General features: G+C 47.6%; 16 protein-coding genes. 13 read left to right on the top strand and 3 right to left on the bottom strand.

Annotated features, from left to right (window positions below; translation table 11 throughout):
* Nucleotides 1-49: 49 nt before the first annotated feature.
* From KNO65_RS01270 to KNO65_RS01225, 10 genes are all read left to right on the top strand, one after another.
* Entirely contained in the window at nucleotides 50-541 is a 492-nt protein-coding gene (locus tag KNO65_RS01270) for a DUF3939 domain-containing protein (protein WP_214781333.1), read from the top strand.
* Nucleotides 542-668: 127 nt separating this feature from the next.
* Complete coding sequence (locus tag KNO65_RS01265; protein ID WP_214781331.1) at nucleotides 669-2,234, top strand: BCCT family transporter; 1,566 nt, start codon at nucleotides 669-671, stop codon at nucleotides 2,232-2,234.
* A gap of 101 nt (nucleotides 2,235-2,335) precedes the next feature.
* On the top strand, nucleotides 2,336-3,013 hold the full coding sequence (locus KNO65_RS01260) for a hypothetical protein (protein ID WP_012726441.1): 678 nt from the start codon (nucleotides 2,336-2,338) through the stop codon (nucleotides 3,011-3,013).
* A 56-nt stretch (nucleotides 3,014-3,069) separates the two neighbouring features.
* Nucleotides 3,070-5,328: an AAA family ATPase gene (locus KNO65_RS01255; protein WP_214781329.1), complete on the top strand. Its 2,259-nt coding sequence runs from the start codon at nucleotides 3,070-3,072 to the stop codon at nucleotides 5,326-5,328.
* A 31-nt stretch (nucleotides 5,329-5,359) separates the two neighbouring features.
* The gene (locus tag KNO65_RS01250; RefSeq protein WP_012726439.1) at nucleotides 5,360-5,776 is read left to right on the top strand and encodes an acyl-CoA thioesterase; all 417 of its coding nucleotides are present in this window, start codon (nucleotides 5,360-5,362) and stop codon (nucleotides 5,774-5,776) included.
* A gap of 78 nt (nucleotides 5,777-5,854) precedes the next feature.
* Nucleotides 5,855-6,715: a M15 family metallopeptidase gene (locus tag KNO65_RS01245; RefSeq protein WP_214781327.1), complete on the top strand. Its 861-nt coding sequence runs from the start codon at nucleotides 5,855-5,857 to the stop codon at nucleotides 6,713-6,715.
* 11 nt (nucleotides 6,716-6,726) lie between these two features.
* A complete protein-coding gene (gene plsY, locus KNO65_RS01240; protein ID WP_214781324.1) occupies nucleotides 6,727-7,347 on the top strand; it encodes a glycerol-3-phosphate 1-O-acyltransferase PlsY in 621 nt (206 codons plus the stop codon).
* 174 nt (nucleotides 7,348-7,521) lie between these two features.
* Entirely contained in the window at nucleotides 7,522-8,292 is a 771-nt protein-coding gene (locus KNO65_RS01235; protein WP_012726436.1) for a DeoR/GlpR family DNA-binding transcription regulator, read from the top strand.
* A gap of 13 nt (nucleotides 8,293-8,305) precedes the next feature.
* Nucleotides 8,306-8,959 (top strand): copper homeostasis protein CutC, encoded by a 654-nt coding sequence (locus tag KNO65_RS01230; protein ID WP_214781322.1) that lies wholly within the window; start codon nucleotides 8,306-8,308, stop codon nucleotides 8,957-8,959.
* A gap of 72 nt (nucleotides 8,960-9,031) precedes the next feature.
* Complete coding sequence (locus KNO65_RS01225) at nucleotides 9,032-9,676, top strand: DUF975 family protein (protein ID WP_214781320.1); 645 nt, start codon at nucleotides 9,032-9,034, stop codon at nucleotides 9,674-9,676.
* Between the two features lie 14 nt (nucleotides 9,677-9,690).
* Here KNO65_RS01225 and KNO65_RS01220 read toward each other — a convergent pair whose 3' ends face one another.
* The 3 genes from KNO65_RS01220 to KNO65_RS01210 are packed head-to-tail and all read right to left on the bottom strand — an operon-like array spanning nucleotide 9,691 to nucleotide 12,569.
* A complete protein-coding gene (locus tag KNO65_RS01220) occupies nucleotides 9,691-9,924 on the bottom strand; it encodes a DUF2188 domain-containing protein (RefSeq protein WP_012726433.1) in 234 nt (77 codons plus the stop codon).
* Between the two features lie 45 nt (nucleotides 9,925-9,969).
* Nucleotides 9,970-10,842: an NAD(P)-dependent oxidoreductase gene (locus tag KNO65_RS01215; RefSeq protein ID WP_214781318.1), complete on the bottom strand. Its 873-nt coding sequence runs from the start codon at nucleotides 10,840-10,842 to the stop codon at nucleotides 9,970-9,972.
* A complete protein-coding gene (locus KNO65_RS01210; RefSeq protein ID WP_214781316.1) occupies nucleotides 10,839-12,569 on the bottom strand; it encodes an ABC transporter ATP-binding protein in 1,731 nt (576 codons plus the stop codon). Before KNO65_RS01210 ends, KNO65_RS01215 begins: the two co-directional genes overlap by 4 nt.
* A gap of 107 nt (nucleotides 12,570-12,676) precedes the next feature.
* On the opposite strand from KNO65_RS01210, the gene KNO65_RS01205 reads away from it, so the two are divergent.
* From KNO65_RS01205 to KNO65_RS01195, 3 genes are read left to right on the top strand one after another with little or no spacing between them, the layout of a single operon-like run.
* On the top strand, nucleotides 12,677-13,780 hold the full coding sequence (locus KNO65_RS01205) for an exonuclease SbcCD subunit D (RefSeq protein WP_214781314.1): 1,104 nt from the start codon (nucleotides 12,677-12,679) through the stop codon (nucleotides 13,778-13,780).
* A complete protein-coding gene (locus tag KNO65_RS01200) occupies nucleotides 13,780-16,788 on the top strand; it encodes an AAA family ATPase (RefSeq protein ID WP_214781312.1) in 3,009 nt (1,002 codons plus the stop codon). Before KNO65_RS01205 ends, KNO65_RS01200 begins: the two co-directional genes overlap by 1 nt.
* A complete protein-coding gene (locus KNO65_RS01195; protein WP_214781309.1) occupies nucleotides 16,788-17,576 on the top strand; it encodes an AAC(3) family N-acetyltransferase in 789 nt (262 codons plus the stop codon). Before KNO65_RS01200 ends, KNO65_RS01195 begins: the two co-directional genes overlap by 1 nt.
* Nucleotides 17,577-17,598 lie beyond the last annotated feature (22 nt).

Raw genomic sequence — 17,598 nt, 5'->3', positions numbered from 1 at the left:
TGAAAGTTTTAAAAGATTCGGGAACAGGAAGACAGGGAGGGGTGCGCTTATGGATAAAGAAGAGAAGCTCGGAAAGAGTTGGTGGAAACGATTGACGCAACAAAAAGAGGTGGAACAGGATCGAGAAATTGATATCACCCTTTCAGAATTGCGTCAGGCGATTCACGAATATGAACAGACACTGCCAAAAGGTGTGAATCGCACCGTCCTACTGGATGACTCGCAAGAAATCGACACCAAACGCTTGAAACATCACCTTTCGGGAATCCCGAAACAACGTTTCTTCATGTCAAAAGAGACGTTTCATATCGTACCGGAAGATGAACGCGACGTCATTTATGAAATGGATCAAGTGCAACGGGCACTCGATCTGTATATGGACCAGGAGAAGAAATTACCGTTACAAAAATTTCAGAACGCGCTTCAACTCGATTTGACCCGTTTACGAGAGGGGGGTTATTTAAAAACGTTGCCAAAAAGACCTTACTATGTGGTCGATGAAACATTGATTGTTTCACTGGAGCCCAAAGAAACAACTTGATGACAAGACACCTATCTATTGGACGGTAAATAACACATTTATGTACACATAGGGTTGTGACTTGTTTCAAAAGTATGTTAGGGTGGAAAACGTATATGAAAATAGAAAATTAAATAGGAGTGATTTTATGGAACGAAAAAGCCGTGTGACGACCGTATTCGTCGTATCTGCAATCATAACTGGCTTATTTACGATTTGGGGACTTTTCCCCGAGAGTTTATTAGGGAATGCCAGTCTATTAAACGTGACGAGTACGTTACAAGGCTGGCTCTCAAACGGGATGGGTTGGTTCTATCTCTTGAGCGCCACCGGGTTTTTACTGGTTGCCATCTTTTTAATCTTTTCAAGATATGGTTCGATTCGACTTGGAAAGGATACAGATCGTCCAGAATTTAGTTATTTATCATGGTTTGCCATGTTATTCAGTGCCGGGATGGGAATTGGACTCATCTTCTGGGGAGCGGCTGAACCGTTGCTCCACTTCCACTCACCACCATTCGCTTCCCCTACACCTGAAGGAGATGCACGGACTGCTATGCGTTATGCATTTTTCCATTGGGGCCTCCATCCATGGGCGATTTACGCAATGATTGCGCTCGCCATCGCATATTCGACGTTTAGAAAAGGTCGTCCCGCGACGATTGGGGAGACAATCGGTTCGCTCGTCCATAACCGCTACGAACAACCCGTGAAGCAAACGGTCGATATCCTTGCGGTCATTGCGACTGCATTCGGGGTAGCGACTTCACTTGGTTTTGGTGCTCAGCAAATTGCCGGTGGCCTTCATTACCTCATCCCTGGGGTACCGAACGCTTTCGTGACACAGTTGATCATCATTGCCGTCGTAACGGTGCTCTACATGATCAGTGCTTCGACAGGTCTTGACAAAGGAATTCGAATCTTAAGTAATACGAATATATTCTTGGCAATTGTCCTACTTGTAGCGACGATGTTTGCGGGACCGACAGCTTTCATTTTCGACTTGTTCACACAAACAGTCGGAACTTATTTGCAGCAGCTCCCGAGCATGAGTTTCCGTACAGCCGCATTTGAACCCGTTGAACGTGAATGGGTGAACGGTTGGACCATCTTCTACTGGGCTTGGTGGATTTCTTGGTCACCATTCGTCGGAACGTTTATCGCACGTGTATCGAAAGGGCGTACGATTCGGGAATTTATCATCGGAATCTTACTTGTCCCGACATCATTCGGATTATTATGGTTCTCCGTCTTCGGCGGTTCGGCCATCTGGGCTGATTTGTTCGGAGGATATAGCTTGATTGATCAAGTAAACGAAATCGGTACTGAAGTCGGGCTGTTCGCACTGTTTGAAACGTTCGGTGGTTTTGGGACGCTTCTCAGTGTAATCGCCATCTTCTTGATTTCGACATTCTTTATTACATCGGCCGACTCTGCGACATACGTCCTCGGTATGCTTACATCGAACGGGAAGCTCGTCCCGCCGATGCGGATTAAAATGACTTGGGGAATCATCCAATCGTCAATCGCAGCCGTATTGTTGTATGCTGGTGGATTAGATGCTCTACAAGCTGTTGCGATTCTCGCAGCCTTCCCATTCATCTTCGTGCTCATCTTTATGATGATTGCCTTATTCAAGGATCTTACCGACGAACCGGATGAACGAGATAAATGGCTAGAGATGCAAAAGAAAGATGAAGATGAACTAGGTTAATTCGAAAGGGTCTCAGATGAGGCCCTTTTTCGGTCAAAAATATTTTGCTTGTCCTTCTCGCTAGTGTAGGATAGTAAGTGAAGAAACGAGGAGGATAGGCTATGAAACAACAGATAAAAAAACGGTTGAGCTGGGTGATATTGGCCGGCATCCTCATTGTCGGGGCATTACTCGCATATAACTTCTATGTGCTCATGGATTTGAGCGGGGAAGAGGAGGAGCAAGTCGAACCATTCTACTCGAATGTCGTGATCGGATATCAAGAACGCAAACTTCCAAAAGAAGGCGAAGAGCTCGAAGAACGAGAGTATCTTGTCACGTATGATGAGGACGGACATTTTGTATCTGAAGTCGTGACGGGTCCAAATGTTGGCGCGAAAGCTGAATGGGATGGAGAGACCTACTTAGAGTTCAATCCGGACGGGGAAGAAGTTCTTCGACAGGAGACGAACTCCGGAGCAGTCGCACCTCATCCATTCTTGTCACGTGCAACGAACGAACAGATTCGTAAATGGCTCGATGACGGGACGCTCGGTTCAAGTGAAGGCGAAACCGATTTGGTCGGACGTACCGCGCAAGCGTATGTGAAATCAGAATCGGCTGAGACCGTTCCGGAAGAGTGGATTGAAAACTATCCATCGATTTTTAGTGAAGAAGAAAATAAAGAGACTGTCACATATTATGTCGATGCGCATGAACGAATCTTGCTCGCGGCAGAATCGCGGAATAACGGGAAGTTATTCCATTCGATTCGGATGACATCGTTTGAATCAAGATAATCCGATGGGGAGCAGACATGATGTCGGCTCCCTTGTCGTCTGAAAGGGAGAACAAGATGAAACAAATTCAAGTGGAACAAGTTCAAACGGACTTGACGAACTGGGAAGCTGGAGAAAAAGTAAACGAGGCGGCTTTGTTATCTTACGCACATTGGTCTCGTGCGACTCAGCACCAAGAAGAATTAATTCGTTCCTTGCGGCTGCTCGCAACACATCGGCTCAAACAAAAGGAAACGATGGACCCGTTACTCAACCGCTGGGTAAAAGAGTTGGAGGCGATGAACGCACTTCCTCCAGAGCTTCGTCTGTTTCAACTGAATGAGCAGTTGCGTCGTTCGAAACAGGCGCTTCAAATCGACTGGCCAACCTTACGAGAGGCCGATTACGCCTCGATGAAGGTTCAAATCTTAACAGAGTACGAGTCAAAAACGTCAGCGTTGCTCGATCAACTTGACCAACTCCATGATGAGGTGGAGACTGCGAAGTCTGATTTACGTGATTCTGAATGGCGCGGACAATTGGAAAACCTGTTTGAAGCGATCATCGAAGCGATGCAAGAGGTCGCATCTCTTGAAGATGATACCGCCTCCTTGCTCGCATCGATGCAAGGGAACTATTTCAGTCGTGAAGCGTTTCATCGATTCGGGGAGCGCGTTGCCCTTGTGAAAGAACGGCTACACACGATTTGTGAGCTACTACCAGACCGTCCGACCGAGGCACGTTCAAGTGCGATTGAATCACTTGAAGACATGATTGGGCTCGATGACATCAAAGCGCGTGTAAAAGCGTGGTATCGCTTCCTCCTTTTCCAAAAAGAACGAGAAAAGGCCGGTTTTTCTTCAAAACATCAACCATCCCTTCATCTCGTCTTTACAGGGAATCCAGGAACCGGGAAGACGACATTAGCAAGACTCATGGCCGAGATTTACTTTGAACTCGGCTTATTAGGACGCCCGGACCTTGTCGAGGCTGACCGTTCGAGCCTTGTCGGTGCCTATGTTGGGCAAACGGAAGAGCAGGTAATGAACAAGGTGAAAGAGGCAGAAGGTGGTGTCTTATTCATCGATGAAGCATACGCATTGAAGCGTCAGGATGCGAGTGGCAGTGATTACGGACAAGCGGCCATCGATACACTCGTCGCCGCGATGACGAGTGGCGAATATGCTGGCAAGTTCGTCGTCATTCTAGCTGGCTATCCAGAAGAAATGCGTCATTTCCTCTTGGCGAACCCCGGTTTACGTTCACGATTCCCTGAGTCGAATCACTACGAGTTACCGAACTACCGTGACGAAGAACTGGTCGCCATCGGTGAGAAAGTGGCACAAGAAAACAATTACGTGCTGACGGAAGAGGCGAAACGATCACTTCTTGCTCGAATCGACAGAGAACGGGTCGACTCGACGTTCGGAAATGCCCGGACTGTCCATAACATTTTACTTGATGCGATGTTTAAGAAGGGTTCCCGATTCGGTGCAGATGCTCCGCTAGACGAAATGGCGCTCTTGACTGAAGAAGACTTTGATCAGCCAGATGATGAATCGAGTCCGACATCGTTAGATGACCTTGTCGGCATGGAAGATGCAAAAGCACAACTGGCTGAAATTGAAGCGCTCATCAAGATACAGAAGAAACGAAAAGCGCTCGGTTTGAAGACGGCGCCGGTCCAGCTCCATGTGACACTTACCGGAAACAGCGGTACCGGTAAAACGACATTTGCCTATCTGTATGCACAGATGTTGAAACGGACAGGTTATTTGAAGCGAGGCCATGTCAATGTCGTCAGTCGTGCAGATTTAGTTAGTGGCTATGTGGGACAGACAGCTCAAAAAACGAAAGCGGCGATCCGTGACGCACTTGGCGGCGTCTTACTAATTGACGAGGCCTATAGTTTGAACGGCGGGGCGAACGACTATGGCCGGGAGGCAATCGATACACTCGTTGACGAAATGCCGAAACATGGCGAGAATCTTGTCGTCGTCCTTGCCGGTTACGAAGGTCCGATGCGCCGATTAATTGAATCCAACCCTGGTCTTAGTAGCCGAATGAAACGGACGATTCATTTTGATGACTATACTCAAGAACAGTTAGTGGACATCGCGAAAAATTATGCAAGTCAGTTCGGATATGTGATGGAGGGAAATGCGCTTGAAGCATTAGCTACTCGCTTACATGACATCAAACATGCGAACGCGCGCACCGCTCTATCTGTTATCGATGAATCGATTGCTCGTCAGTCCTATCGTTTAGTGTCGACGGAGGATGAGAATGTGTCACTCCAGCAATTATTAGTAGTAGATATTAAGAGTAAGTTATAATATACTTTTCTTAGGAAAGAAGGATGATTCAATGCACACGGTTCAAATCCCAGTAAGGTATCAAGAGACGGACATGATGGGCATCGTCTATCATGCCAATTATTTAGTTTATTTAGAGATTGCGCGCACGGAATTGTTACGACAACTAGGTGTCGAGTATAAAGATATGGAAGAAGCGGGATTTGTCTCTCCTGTGACAAATGTATCCATGGACTATAAGCGTAGCGTGACGTATGGTGATACGGTTCATGTTCGTGTATGGGTCGATCAATATTCAAAAATCAGAACGATTTACGGCTATGAGTTGACGAATCAACATGGAGAACTTGTTGGCACAGCCACTACAACGCATGTCGTCGTCAAACGAGGCGACTTCAAACCGATTCGACTTGATCGAGAGTTCCCGAAATGGCATGAAATGTATTTGAACGTCATGAACCCTGTTTAAGAATCTTCTGTCTTCGTACCGTCAGTGTGGTATCATATCTTGACGGTACTTTTTGTTATCTAGAAAGGGGAAGATCGCATGCGTTATCCATCGATTTTGATGGTTTGCGGCGCCTTGACGTTCATGTTAGCCGGTTGTACGACAAACGAGCAAGTTGAACCGAAAGAACCAACAACACAGTCATCAACAGTAGATGAACCAGAGACAGAACCAAATGAACCGACTTCGGATCGTGAAGATGAGACAGTCACCGAGTCACCTTCTGAGGAGGAGACGTCGGACGAGTCTGAACAGCCGACCGAACCAGTAGAGGAAGAACCTGTGGCACCTAGTCAACCGATTGAAACGGATGGTGTGGCCAATTTGGAATTAGATGAATTGATTCTTGTAAACAAGAAAATTGCATTACCCGCCGACTACCAGCCGAGTGATTTGGTAGAGGCGAACATTGATTTTGTCGACTCGACAGTCGGTGAACGTCGAATGTTACGTAAAGAAGCTGCTCAGGCGATTGAAGGTCTAATGAAAGGTGCAAAAGCAGCAGGAATTGATTTGAAAGGGACGAGTGCGTTCCGTTCATACGCCTATCAAGTCAATCTCTTCAATGCTTATGTCGAACGAGATGGCAAAGAGCAAGCCATGAAATATTCCGCACCACCAGGTCATTCTGAACATCAAACAGGACTTGCGATTGACGTATCGAGCGCCTCGGTCAACTATCAACTGACTCAAAGTCTCGGTGAAACGGTTGAAGGAAAATGGCTGGCAAATCATGCTCACGAGTATGGATTTATCATCCGTTACCAAAAAGCCTTTGAGGAAGAAACCGGATATATGTACGAACCATGGCACTTACGCTATATCGGTATTGAGCATGCGAAACAGGTACATGCATTGAATCAGCCATATGATCGCTATATTGCGGAATTTGTGAAATAAGGGGAATTGCGATGCCATATGTGACAGAAATCATGATTATTATTTTAAGTTATTTACTTGGTGCCATTCCGTTTGCCCTCATCATCGGCAAGCTCGGCTATCGCGTAGACGTTCGAGAACATGGGAGCGGCAATCTGGGAACGACGAACACGTTTCGTGTATTAGGAAAGAAGGCAGGAATCCTCGTCTTACTCGGTGACATGGGGAAAGGTCTTGTCGCTGCATTGCTGCCTCTACTGTTCGGAAGCGAGATGAGCCTGCTTCTTGCCGGGATTCCGGCAGTGATTGGACACTCTTATCCTGTCTTTGCGAAATTCAAAGGTGGAAAATCGGTTGCGACGAGCGGTGGTGTTTTGTTGGCAGCCTTCCCATGGTTCTTCTTTGTCGTCGTCGGTATATTCATCGTGACTCTCCTCACCTCGCGCATGGTATCCCTCTCCTCGATGGCTGCCGCCGTGGTAGGACTTGTGACGGCAACGACTTATAGCATCGTGACGAAAGATTGGTTACCCCTGATCGTCATCGTGCCACTCGCATTGTTCATTATTATTAAGCATCGTACCAATTGGCAACGTATACGTGCTGGAAAAGAACCAAAAGTTCCGCTGTTTCAACACAAGCCGAAATCATGACTCATGCAGGTACGTCCGTGAAGGGCGTGCCTTTTTTTGTGTATTGTCGTTGATTTACACAAAAAAGAAACAAAAACATGTTGGATTTGCTCGTTCTTTACTTTCAATTTACGTTAAATTTACATGCGTTCGTTACACTAGAAAAGGAAAGATTATTGTGGAGGAGGCAGGGACGTGTCTTTAATCGGCGAAGAGCGTAAACAGAAAATTGTAGAATGGATCGAACGAGAAGGCAAAGTAAAAACAAGCGAGTTGATCGAGCGTTTGAACGTATCGGGGGAATCGATTCGCCGTTATTTAGAAGAATTAGAAAAAGAACATCGAATCAAACGTGTATACGGGGGAGCGGTCCTTCATCAGAGCATGTCCTTTCAGCCTATCGTGATTGCAAACATGGATGGAATTCGTCGGATCGCCTATACCGCATTTCAGTTGATTCCAGATGATACATTATTATATATCGGACACGGGGTCGCGGCAGAGCAAGTGGCTTCTCGGTTACGTGGTCGCAATGTGACGGTCGTGACGCCATCGTTGACGGTGGCGAAGGCGTTGTTTGAACAGCGGGCGAAAGGTGTGCTTGGTGGCGAAATTCAGCTATTAGGTGGTACAATCGACCCGAAACATCTCGTGACGACAGGTGAGCAGGTCCTGGCGCAACTACAGACATACATGTTCGACCTTGCCATTTTGTCCGTCGAAGGGGTCGACGCATCACTAGGTTTAACATGTGATGCTTTCGGCCTCGCCAGTATCACCCAGTCGGTGATGTCACAAAGTCGCGAGACGTTCTTACTGACGGACCATACCCAACTAAATCAACAAAAACGGTATCGCGTCTGTGATTTTTCGAAGGTGACGGCGATTATCTCTGATTTTCCTGAGCCTCAAGATTTCAAAGGCGTCTTAGCCGAACATGGTGTGGACTGGAAGTTCGCACCGTGAAGGGAGCGATTTAATGAATGTAGAAGTGATTGTCACTACACTAACGGAAGCTATTCAGGCTGAGCAACTCGGTGCGAAACGACTCGAACTGATTGCGGATATGGAAAACGGGGGCATCACACCAAGTTTTGGAACGATTCGAAATGTGGTCGAACATGTGTCGATTCCGGTGCATGTGATGATAAGACCCCATACACATTCGTTCCATTTCAATGAGGATGATGTCGAGACTATGCTTGCGGATATCGGTCTATGCCGTGAGCTAGGTGTCGATGGAATCGTATTCGGTGCATTGACACAGGATGGCGCGATTGACGAGCGGATCTTAGGAGAAGTGATCAAGCACAAAGGGGAAATGACGCTCACGTTCCACCGTGCTTTTGATGCATCACGTGATGTCTTTGAAGCGATGGATGTGTTGAATGAATATCCGGAAGTAGATATTCTCCTTACTTCAGGCGGTGCCAAAACTGTACTAGAAGGAATCGAAACCTTGATAGCTTTGAAGGAACAGGCCGAGATGACACTTTTACCTGGTGCAGGGATCACGGTGGAAACGTTACCGATTCTTCGAGAACGTCTTGACGTAGCGATGGTACACATAGGAAATGGCGTACGAACGAATGGACAGCTCGATGAAGTGAAGTTCAAACAACTTCTTGGATGAGCCAATGCGGAAAACAGTCGGAAGACTGTTTTTTTGCTATAATGAGAGAAAACAATAAATGTAGGTGAATTCATGCAATCTTCCGTTTACAAACAATATGCGCTACGCATGCTATCAGGGAAGTGGGGCATATCATTACTCGTCGTCTTAACTGTCATGGTCATTCAAGCGATGATCACGACCCGACTTGATCTCTCGGCGAACGACCCCGAAGTTCTTTTGACATCGGTGGCGCTTCTTTACGGGGCGACGGTTCTGCTCGCACCTATCGAGCTCGGGAAAAATTGGGTGTTTCTCCAGGTGGCGAAAGATGAAAAGCCAACGTTCGGATTGTTGATTGAATCGTTCGGGTCACTTAAAGACTATTCACGTGCCGTGGTCTATTATGCGGTATTCTATTTAGGTCTAAACGTTCTGATGCTTTTCCTGATTGTACCTGGTGTCTGGTTCTATTTGACGTATCGCATCGCGCCATTTATCATGCGAGATGAGCCGGACCTATCTGCATTCAAGGCGATGCGAAAAAGCCGCCAAATGATGAAAGGGCACAAACAGACGATGTTAAAGCTCTATGCGAGTTTTATCGGATGGTATGCGCTCGTCCTTCTTACTGGAGGCTTAGCTTATATCTTTGTCACACCATATCTTCAAACGGCGATTTCTGGACTCTATTTAGAGTTAAATGCCTCCTATCAAGCAAAACAACCGGTCGGATAACCCGACCGGTTGTTTTATGTTCCGTGCTGATCTGACTTTTTGGGGTTTGGGGCGTCTTCAAAATCTTGTTTTTCCTCTTCCGACGCATCCGCATGCCACTTTTTTGCTTGCTCGGTGGCAATGGGGATCGCTTTCGTCTCAGAGTAGCCTTGCGCAAGTAATGCGTTCGCGATATCAATGGCTTTCTTTTTTACAAGTGGATCGAAGTTTTTCAGTGATTCTGGATAGTCTTTCATATTCCATGGCACGAAAATCGCCTCCTTCACTCCTACTAATTCCACAAACATCCGGTTTCAAACGTCTTGATGAAGATAATACTCGATCAGTGCTTGCGTGCCATTCTCTCCGTATCCATTCTTTTCAAGAATTGAATAGAGGCGATGTGCGAGCTCGAGACCTGGTAATGTCACTTCTAGCTCGTGTGCGCTCTCGATAGCGAGTGTCATGTCTTTGATAAAGTGTTTGATGAAGAAGCCAGGTGCATAATCTTCGACAATCATGCGTGGAACCAAGTTTTCAAGCGTCCAGCTACCTGCTGCCCCACCACGAATCGTACGAACGAGTGCCTCTGGGTCAATTCCAGCTCGTTTACTGAACGCTAACATTTCGGCATTCCCCATCATGATTCCGGCAATGGCGATTTGATTGGCAAGTTTCGCATATTGACCGCTTCCTGCGTATCCCATTCGTTCTATCGATTGTCCCATCGCTTCAAATAAAGGCTTCGCTTTATTGAAGGCGAATTCACCCCCACCGACTAAAATCGAAAGCGTTCCATTTTTGGCGCCGACATCGCCTCCTGTGACTGGTGCGTCAAGTGGGAGGAGACTCCGCTCAATGGCTGTCTCGGCAATTCGTTCAGCCAGTTTCGGTGAGGACGTCGTCATGTCGATTAATAATGTACCTGGTTCTGCCGAATCAAGAATGTTTCCTTCACCAAAATAGATGGATTCGACATCGGACGGATAGCCGACGATAGTGATGACGGCATCGGCGTCTCGGCAAACGTCCTGTACCGCATCACACCATGTCACACCTTCCTCTAACAATGCGGCTGCTTTCTCTTTCGTTCTTGTATATGCTTGTACTTCAAATCCGTGTTTCATCAAATTACGTACCATCGATTGGCCCATGACCCCGAGCCCGATAAATCCGATTGTTTTCATGTGGCTTGTCCCCCTAATAATTGTTGTGAAACGAGTCGTTGATATAGTGCGTTCTCTGTTAAAAGTTGCTCATGTTTCCCGATTCCGCTGATTTGTCCGTCTTCTAAGACGACAATCTGGTCAGCATGTCTGACAGTCGAGAGTCGATGGGCAATCACAAGTGTCGTTCGTCCGACCATCAGGCGGTCTAACGCTTCTTGGACCACGCGTTCTGATTCAGAATCTAGACTTGATGTTGCCTCGTCGAGCAATAAAATCTGTGGATTTCGTAACAATGCTCGCGCGATAGCAAGTCGTTGGCGCTGCCCACCAGACAAACGGATACCTCGCTCACCAATCTCCGTATCGAGCTGTTCTGGCATCGTTTCAATAAACGACCATGCGTTGGCCATCTCACAGGCTTCTTTGATTTCATCATCGCTCGCTTCATGTCGAAGTCCGTACACAATGTTTGTCCGTACAGATCCCGAAAGGACGGGTGAATCTTGAGCGACATACCCGATGATTTGACGCCATGTGTCACGCCCGTATGTTTGAATCTCTCGATTTCCATATCGAATCGTCCCTGCCGTCGGTGTGTAGAACTGTTCGACAAGTGAGAAAAGTGTCGTTTTCCCGGCACCACTACGTCCTACGATGGCGGTTGTCGCCCCTGGTGAAACTTGAAGTGTCAATCCTTGGATGACGGGTTCAGTGCCATAATGAAAAGCAACGTCTTCGAATGAGAGTGCTGTCTGATGAATCGTTTCTTCATGTGTGCTGTATGGTTCGGGACTGACTTCGAGCAATTCAGCAATCCGTTCCGTAGCTCCACGCGCCTTTTGAAGTCTCGTCAAGAATTCACTCATCGTGATGAGGGGCGTGATGATTTGGAAGAGATAGAGCATGAAGGCGAGTAGTTCGCCCGTTGATAAAGCTCCGGTCGAGACGCGATATGCGCCAAACCCGAGGATGGCAATTAACATCCCGGTCAAGGTCACATTGAGAAGGGGGATGAGGATCGCTTGAATTCGTCCTTCTTTCACCCCGTAATCGAAAAGTGTCTCGATTTTTGCTTTGCCGGTACTCACTTCCATCTGTTCCGTCGCTTGTGATTTGACAAGTCGAATCTCACCGAGCAGTTCGGCGAAGAAGCCGGAAAGACTTCCGAGTTCTTGTTGTGTCTCTTTTGCGATGATACGTAGCTTTCTTCCGAGCGGTATGACAATGATGAGTGTGGTCGGAACAGAGAACAAGATGACGAGTGTCATTTGCCAATCGAGTGTGAACAAGATGGCGACGGCGCCGATGACCGAGACGAGAGAGGTCAACAACCTGACACTTTGTTCGGATAACAACTGTTGAAGCGTCGTCGTATCATTGTTCAACCGAGACACCAGTTCCCCCGACTTGATGCCGTCATAGAATGGAATCGGCAGTTTGACGAGATGGTCCCACAAGGTCGTGCGTAAATTGGCAACGACCCGTTGCCCCACAATATGTAACCAATAAATCGAAACGGCACTCGTGATGACCTGAATCAAAAATGCGATGACGAAATAGATGATCCATTCAGGTGTCAATAAGTCGCTGCTCCACCGGTCGACCACACGCTGCAAGATGAGCGGAATGGCCAGTGAGGCGACGGCTTGAAGGAGCGAGATCAGAATGGCTCCGACAAATAGATTTTTCGGAGGATTCGCGATTTTGAATAATTGAAAAAAAGTTTGCCATGTTGATGATTTCATTTTGGAAGTCCTCCTCTCCTCTTACTTTCGCTGTTTCAAAAACGGGTGTCAAGACGTCGAATCATACGAATGACTCATGCTAGAATAGGAAAGAGAGGTGATACGTGATGAAATGGATTCACACGGCCGATTGGCATCTAGGTAAGATCGTCCACGGTCGACATATGACAGAAGATCAACGGAATATCTTATTCCATTCTTTTTTACAAATCGTAGATGAGGAACGACCCGATGCGGTCATCATCGCAGGGGATTTATATGACCGAGCCGTCCCTCCCGTCGAGGCGGTCGATTTACTCGATGAGATGTGGCGAGAGCTCGTCTTGAACCGCGGAATACCAGTCGTAGCCATCGCCGGAAACCATGATTCGGCAGAACGTCTCGAATATAGTTCGAAGTTATTGAGACAAGTAGGACTTCACATCGTCGGGAAGCTCGACCCGACATCTGGTCCCCTTGATGTAGCAGGAGTCCCATTTTATCCGATTCCATTCCTTGAGCCGGCTCGTGTACGGCATATCCTCGGTATCGACTCGATTCGAACGCATCATGATGCACTGGAGGCGGTCATTGAAGCTTTCGGTATGATCGAAAAAGATGCCGTGACGATTGGCCACAGTTTTGTAGCGGGCGGACTGGAGACGGATTCAGAACGTCAACTATCTGTTGGCACGGCAGGACAGGTCGCCAAAGGGTTATATGAGCCTTTTTCGTATACGGCATTAGGTCATTTACATAATCGTGATGCGATTCAATCAGAAAGAATTGCATATAGTGGGTCGCTCATGAAATATTCGTTTTCCGAGGTCAATCATGAAAAATCCGTCGACGTTCTGGAATGGAACGGTCAATGGACACGTCGTCGCCGTGCCTTGACACCAGAGCGGGATATGCGACAACTCACCGGAACATTGAACGAACTCCTTACCCCAACTTATTATCAGCAAGAAAAGACAGATGATTACCTTAAAATTGTATTGACCGATGATACGGCGCTTCATGATCCGATGGCGAAACTTCGGACTGTCTATCCGAATATCCTTCATCTTGAATTGGAACTGTTACGTCGCCAGGAGCAGACATCCACGTTTGAACGCGAGACGCTCGAAAGACAGTCAGTAGAAGAGGTATATCTCCAATTTTTTGAGGCCGTGCATGATCGCACTGCCTCAGATGCCGTGAAGCAAATGATAGAAGAAGGTGATGTCTAATGAGACCGGTTGAATTGATGATTCAAGCATTTGGACCGTATGCAGAACGTGAAACGATTGACTTCACCCAGTTGGTTGGTCGCTCGATGTTTGTCGTCAGCGGTCGGACGGGCGCCGGGAAGACGACCATTTTTGATGCGATGACGTTCGCCCTTTATGGCCGGGCGAGTGGGTCGCTTCGAAATGCTAGTGACTTCAGAAGCCAGTATGCACAACCTGAGTTGAAGACGGAAGTAGATTTTTCGTTCACGATTCGAGGTGACCGCTATCGGATCGTAAGACAGCCGCAACAACCTCATCCGAAAAATAAGACGCCAATTCCCCACGAGGCCATCCTCTATGAATGGGAGGACGGTTGGAAGCCGCTGGCGACGAAGGTGAACGAGGTACAAGAACGAATCGAATCGATTTTACAATTATCGTATGAACAGTTCAGTCAAATCTTGTTGCTCCCTCAAAACCAATTTAGACAATTACTTGATTCGAACTCGAATGAAAAACAACAAATTCTCCAATCCATTTTCAAAACAGAGGCATATCGTACGTTCCAGGAAAAGTGGGGCGAACGCTATAGTACCTATCGCAAACAAGTGGAATGGGCGGTCGAGCGGACGCGACTCAAGTTATTAGAGCTCGAAGATGAAGCAATCGAAGAGGTGTCGACCCAGTCAATCGACGAGATTCAACGTTGGCTCGATGAGCGTGAAGAACATCTGATTGCAACGTGTGAAACGGCCTTAGCCCAGAAACAAACGTATGCGACAGCACTGGAAGAGGCAAGAGAAGCGCTTGAGAAAGCAAAAGCGCTCATCACCCTATTTCAGGAGCGAGAAGAAACCGATCGAGCACTTGCAATCTTTTTAAACGGTGAGTCGATTCGAAATAAGACACGTGAACTGCTAACAAATTTAGAGGTCGCAGCCAACATTCGTCCAGTCTTTGAACGGTTACAGGAACTAGAGCAACTCGTGCGTCGGTTGACGATGGAAGAACAGACCTCCTCGACAAAATTAGAGCACTTGCAATCCACCCAATCGAAGTTAGTGGAGCAACAACCAACGATTGAAAAGGACAAAGAAGAAGTGATCTCTCGTAAAGAGCGACTACGGATTGTCGATGAGATGATGCCAAGAATCAAGGAACGCGCCACACTCGTGACCCTTCGTGACCGATTGATGAATCGTGCAAAAGAATTGGTCACGTTTTCAAAAGAATCTCGGTTACAAGAACTTCAAGAAAAAGAACGACAATTGGTCGAGAACGTAAAGTCTGAACCTAGCGAACGAGCAGTCGATGCCGAACGTCATGTCGACCGATTGGTGCATCTGGCCTCTCTTGAAACAAAAGCGAGTGAGTTATCAAAACAACTCGACGAATGTGAACGAACGGGCAAAGACGTTCAACGACAGTACGTGACCCAACAAGAAGTGGTCGCCACGTTTACAAAGCAAGAACAGTTACTACTAGCGAGACAATTGAGTGAGACGCTTGTAGACGGTGAGCCATGCCCGGTATGTGGTTCTCGTCATCATGATATCCCACAACACGAAGAAACCGCTACGAACATCGCGGAGCGGGATGCGGCCGTGGCCCGTCTTGATGATTTGTCCACACGCTTAATCGAAGCGAGGGCGGACTATCGTTCGCTTCATCAACAACTTGAAGCAGTCCGACAAGAACTAGAGCAAGCTTCCAAAGACATTCAATTCAATGGCGATATCACAGAAGAACTCAATAAGTGGCGAACACGTGCAGAGCTATTGCAACGGGAAGAACGAATGCGTCAAGAGAATGAACGGACACTTCGCCAACTGTCAGCAGAAATCCGACAGTTAGAGCAAGAGCGACGTCAACAGTTCGAAGAGCGGGAGCGTGTCGTATCCGAACTTGAGGCGACGCAACAAAGTCTCCACGCACTCGGCCAAAGTGAAGAAACGACATTCGATGCGTTGCAGCGCGAGCGAGCCGACCTTGAGCAGCGCATCGCGATGTTGATGAAACAAGTCGAGGCGTACGACCACGAGTTTGAGACGATGAAAAAAGCACTTTGGAAAGAGGAAGAACGACTGTCATTGATCCGTGAACAGTTGTCTGAAGCATCGAAGCAGTATGATGCCCAGCAGACCATCTGGGTCAATCAGCTAGAAGCATCACATCTGACGCGTGAACGCTATGAATCATACGCCAATCAAATCGACAAGCGGACAATGATTCGTGAACAGTTGCAACGTGAGGAGGAAGAAGGTGTTCGACTCCGACACCATAAACAGATGATTGAAGAAAAACTGAAGAATCAGGAGCGACCAGACCTGCACGAGATGAAGATGAAAGTGAAGGAAGTGGCTGAATGCAGTGAGCAGGCGTCGAAACAGCTGATCACAGCCCAAGATGCCTTGTCTCGACATAGACACGTCATCTCGGAATGGAATACCCTTCGCGAACAGACGGCGCAAGAAGAGCAGAAATTAGAGACAATCAAATTGATTGCGGATACGGGGAAGGGAATCAACCCACAGAAAATGACGTTTGAGACATATGTTCAAACCGCCTTTTTTGATCAGATCCTTCATGCGGCCAACATTCATTTGGATCAGATGACGAGCGGTCAGTTCCGGCTTGAGCGGAAAGTCGAGACGGCGAAAGGGAATGCCAAATCTGGTCTTGAGCTTCTCGTCTTTGATGCTTATACCGGACAATCGCGTCGTGTACAAAATTTATCTGGCGGTGAAGGGTTTAAGGCGTCGTTGTCACTCGCTCTTGGACTTGCGGAAGTCGTTCAACAGTTGAGTGGGGGCATCAGTCTTGAAACGATGCTCATCGATGAAGGATTCGGTACGCTCGATGCCGAATCTCTAGACCAGGCGATTGAATTATTGATGTCTTTACAGGCGACCGGTCGGCTCGTCGGCGTCATCAGTCATGTCCAAGAATTGAAAGACCGTGTCGATGCACGGATTGAAGTGAAAAAATCTAGAAGCGGGTCGTCGATCCAGCTGATTGTGGAGTGATGGTTGTGAAACAGATGGTGACGAAGTCGAGTCTCATTGAACAGTTAAAAGAAGCCGGCGTTCGCTCGGGAGAGGCGTTGTTTGTCCATTCGTCGCTCTCAAAACTCGGTTGGGTATGTGGAGGGGCGCAGACTGTCATTGAAGCGATTCAGGAAGTGGTCGGTCCATCTGGGTTGATTATGATGGCGACCCAGACCGGAGACAATTCAGACCCAGCTGAATGGGAAGCGCCACCTGTCCCCGTGGAATGGTGGCAGACGATTCGCGCGGAGATGCCTCCGTACGAAGCTGATAAAACAGCGACACGTGGCATGGGACGGGTGCCGGAACTGTTCCGAAGCTATCCGAATGTATATCGTAGTTCCCATCCGATGTGGTCCGTTGCCGCCTGGGGCGATGATGCTGAAGCCATCGTGTCCGGTCATACTATCGATGTCGGGTTCGGTCCAGGTTCACCTATCGAGCGAATGATTGAGCGAAACGCACGAATCCTTCACCTTGGGTCTCCGCTCGATGCGACGACACTCTGGCATTATGCCGAGTACGGAATTGATGGCCCGACCAAATCATTCGGTTGTGCCGTTATAGAACGAGGGGAGCGAAAGTGGCGTACATTTGAACATGTCGATGTGAACAGCGATCCGTTTGGCGCAATCGGCGAGAACATCGTCAAACAAAAGGATGTGCGAACATTTTCTATCCATGAAGCGACATGTTATCTCATTCCGTCTAGCACATGGGAACCAGTCCAACATGCGCTCATCGCGCTTCGTAGCTGGTTGAGATAGAGAAAATAGAATCGAGGGGAAG

This window comes from Exiguobacterium sp. S3 (assembly GCF_018617295.1).
GTDB classification, from domain to species: Bacteria; Bacillota; Bacilli; order Exiguobacteriales; family Exiguobacteriaceae; genus Exiguobacterium; species Exiguobacterium profundum.
The sequence above is the reverse complement of the archived record's forward strand: the minus strand, read 5'-3'. Positions and strand labels throughout refer to the sequence as shown.

Excerpts from the sequence above, each read along its gene's own strand:
- KNO65_RS01205 (WP_214781314.1), top strand. The coding sequence starts at position 12,677 with ATGAAATGGATTCACACGGCCGATTGGCATCTAGGTAAGATCGTCCAC.
- KNO65_RS01200 (WP_214781312.1), top strand. The coding sequence starts at position 13,780 with ATGAGACCGGTTGAATTGATGATTCAAGCATTTGGACCGTATGCAGAA.
- KNO65_RS01245 (WP_214781327.1), top strand. The coding sequence starts at position 5,855 with ATGCGTTATCCATCGATTTTGATGGTTTGCGGCGCCTTGACGTTCATG.
- KNO65_RS01210 (WP_214781316.1), bottom strand. The coding sequence starts at position 12,569 with ATGAAATCATCAACATGGCAAACTTTTTTTCAATTATTCAAAATCGCG.
- KNO65_RS01225 (WP_214781320.1), top strand. The coding sequence starts at position 9,032 with ATGCAATCTTCCGTTTACAAACAATATGCGCTACGCATGCTATCAGGG.
- KNO65_RS01195 (WP_214781309.1), top strand. The coding sequence starts at position 16,788 with ATGGTTGTGAAACAGATGGTGACGAAGTCGAGTCTCATTGAACAGTTA.
- KNO65_RS01265 (WP_214781331.1), top strand. The coding sequence starts at position 669 with ATGGAACGAAAAAGCCGTGTGACGACCGTATTCGTCGTATCTGCAATC.
- KNO65_RS01270 (WP_214781333.1), top strand. The coding sequence starts at position 50 with ATGGATAAAGAAGAGAAGCTCGGAAAGAGTTGGTGGAAACGATTGACG.
- KNO65_RS01255 (WP_214781329.1), top strand. The coding sequence starts at position 3,070 with ATGAAACAAATTCAAGTGGAACAAGTTCAAACGGACTTGACGAACTGG.
- KNO65_RS01250 (WP_012726439.1), top strand. The coding sequence starts at position 5,360 with ATGCACACGGTTCAAATCCCAGTAAGGTATCAAGAGACGGACATGATG.
- KNO65_RS01215 (WP_214781318.1), bottom strand. The coding sequence starts at position 10,842 with ATGAAAACAATCGGATTTATCGGGCTCGGGGTCATGGGCCAATCGATG.
- KNO65_RS01230 (WP_214781322.1), top strand. The coding sequence starts at position 8,306 with ATGAATGTAGAAGTGATTGTCACTACACTAACGGAAGCTATTCAGGCT.
- KNO65_RS01260 (WP_012726441.1), top strand. The coding sequence starts at position 2,336 with ATGAAACAACAGATAAAAAAACGGTTGAGCTGGGTGATATTGGCCGGC.
- plsY (WP_214781324.1), top strand. The coding sequence starts at position 6,727 with ATGCCATATGTGACAGAAATCATGATTATTATTTTAAGTTATTTACTT.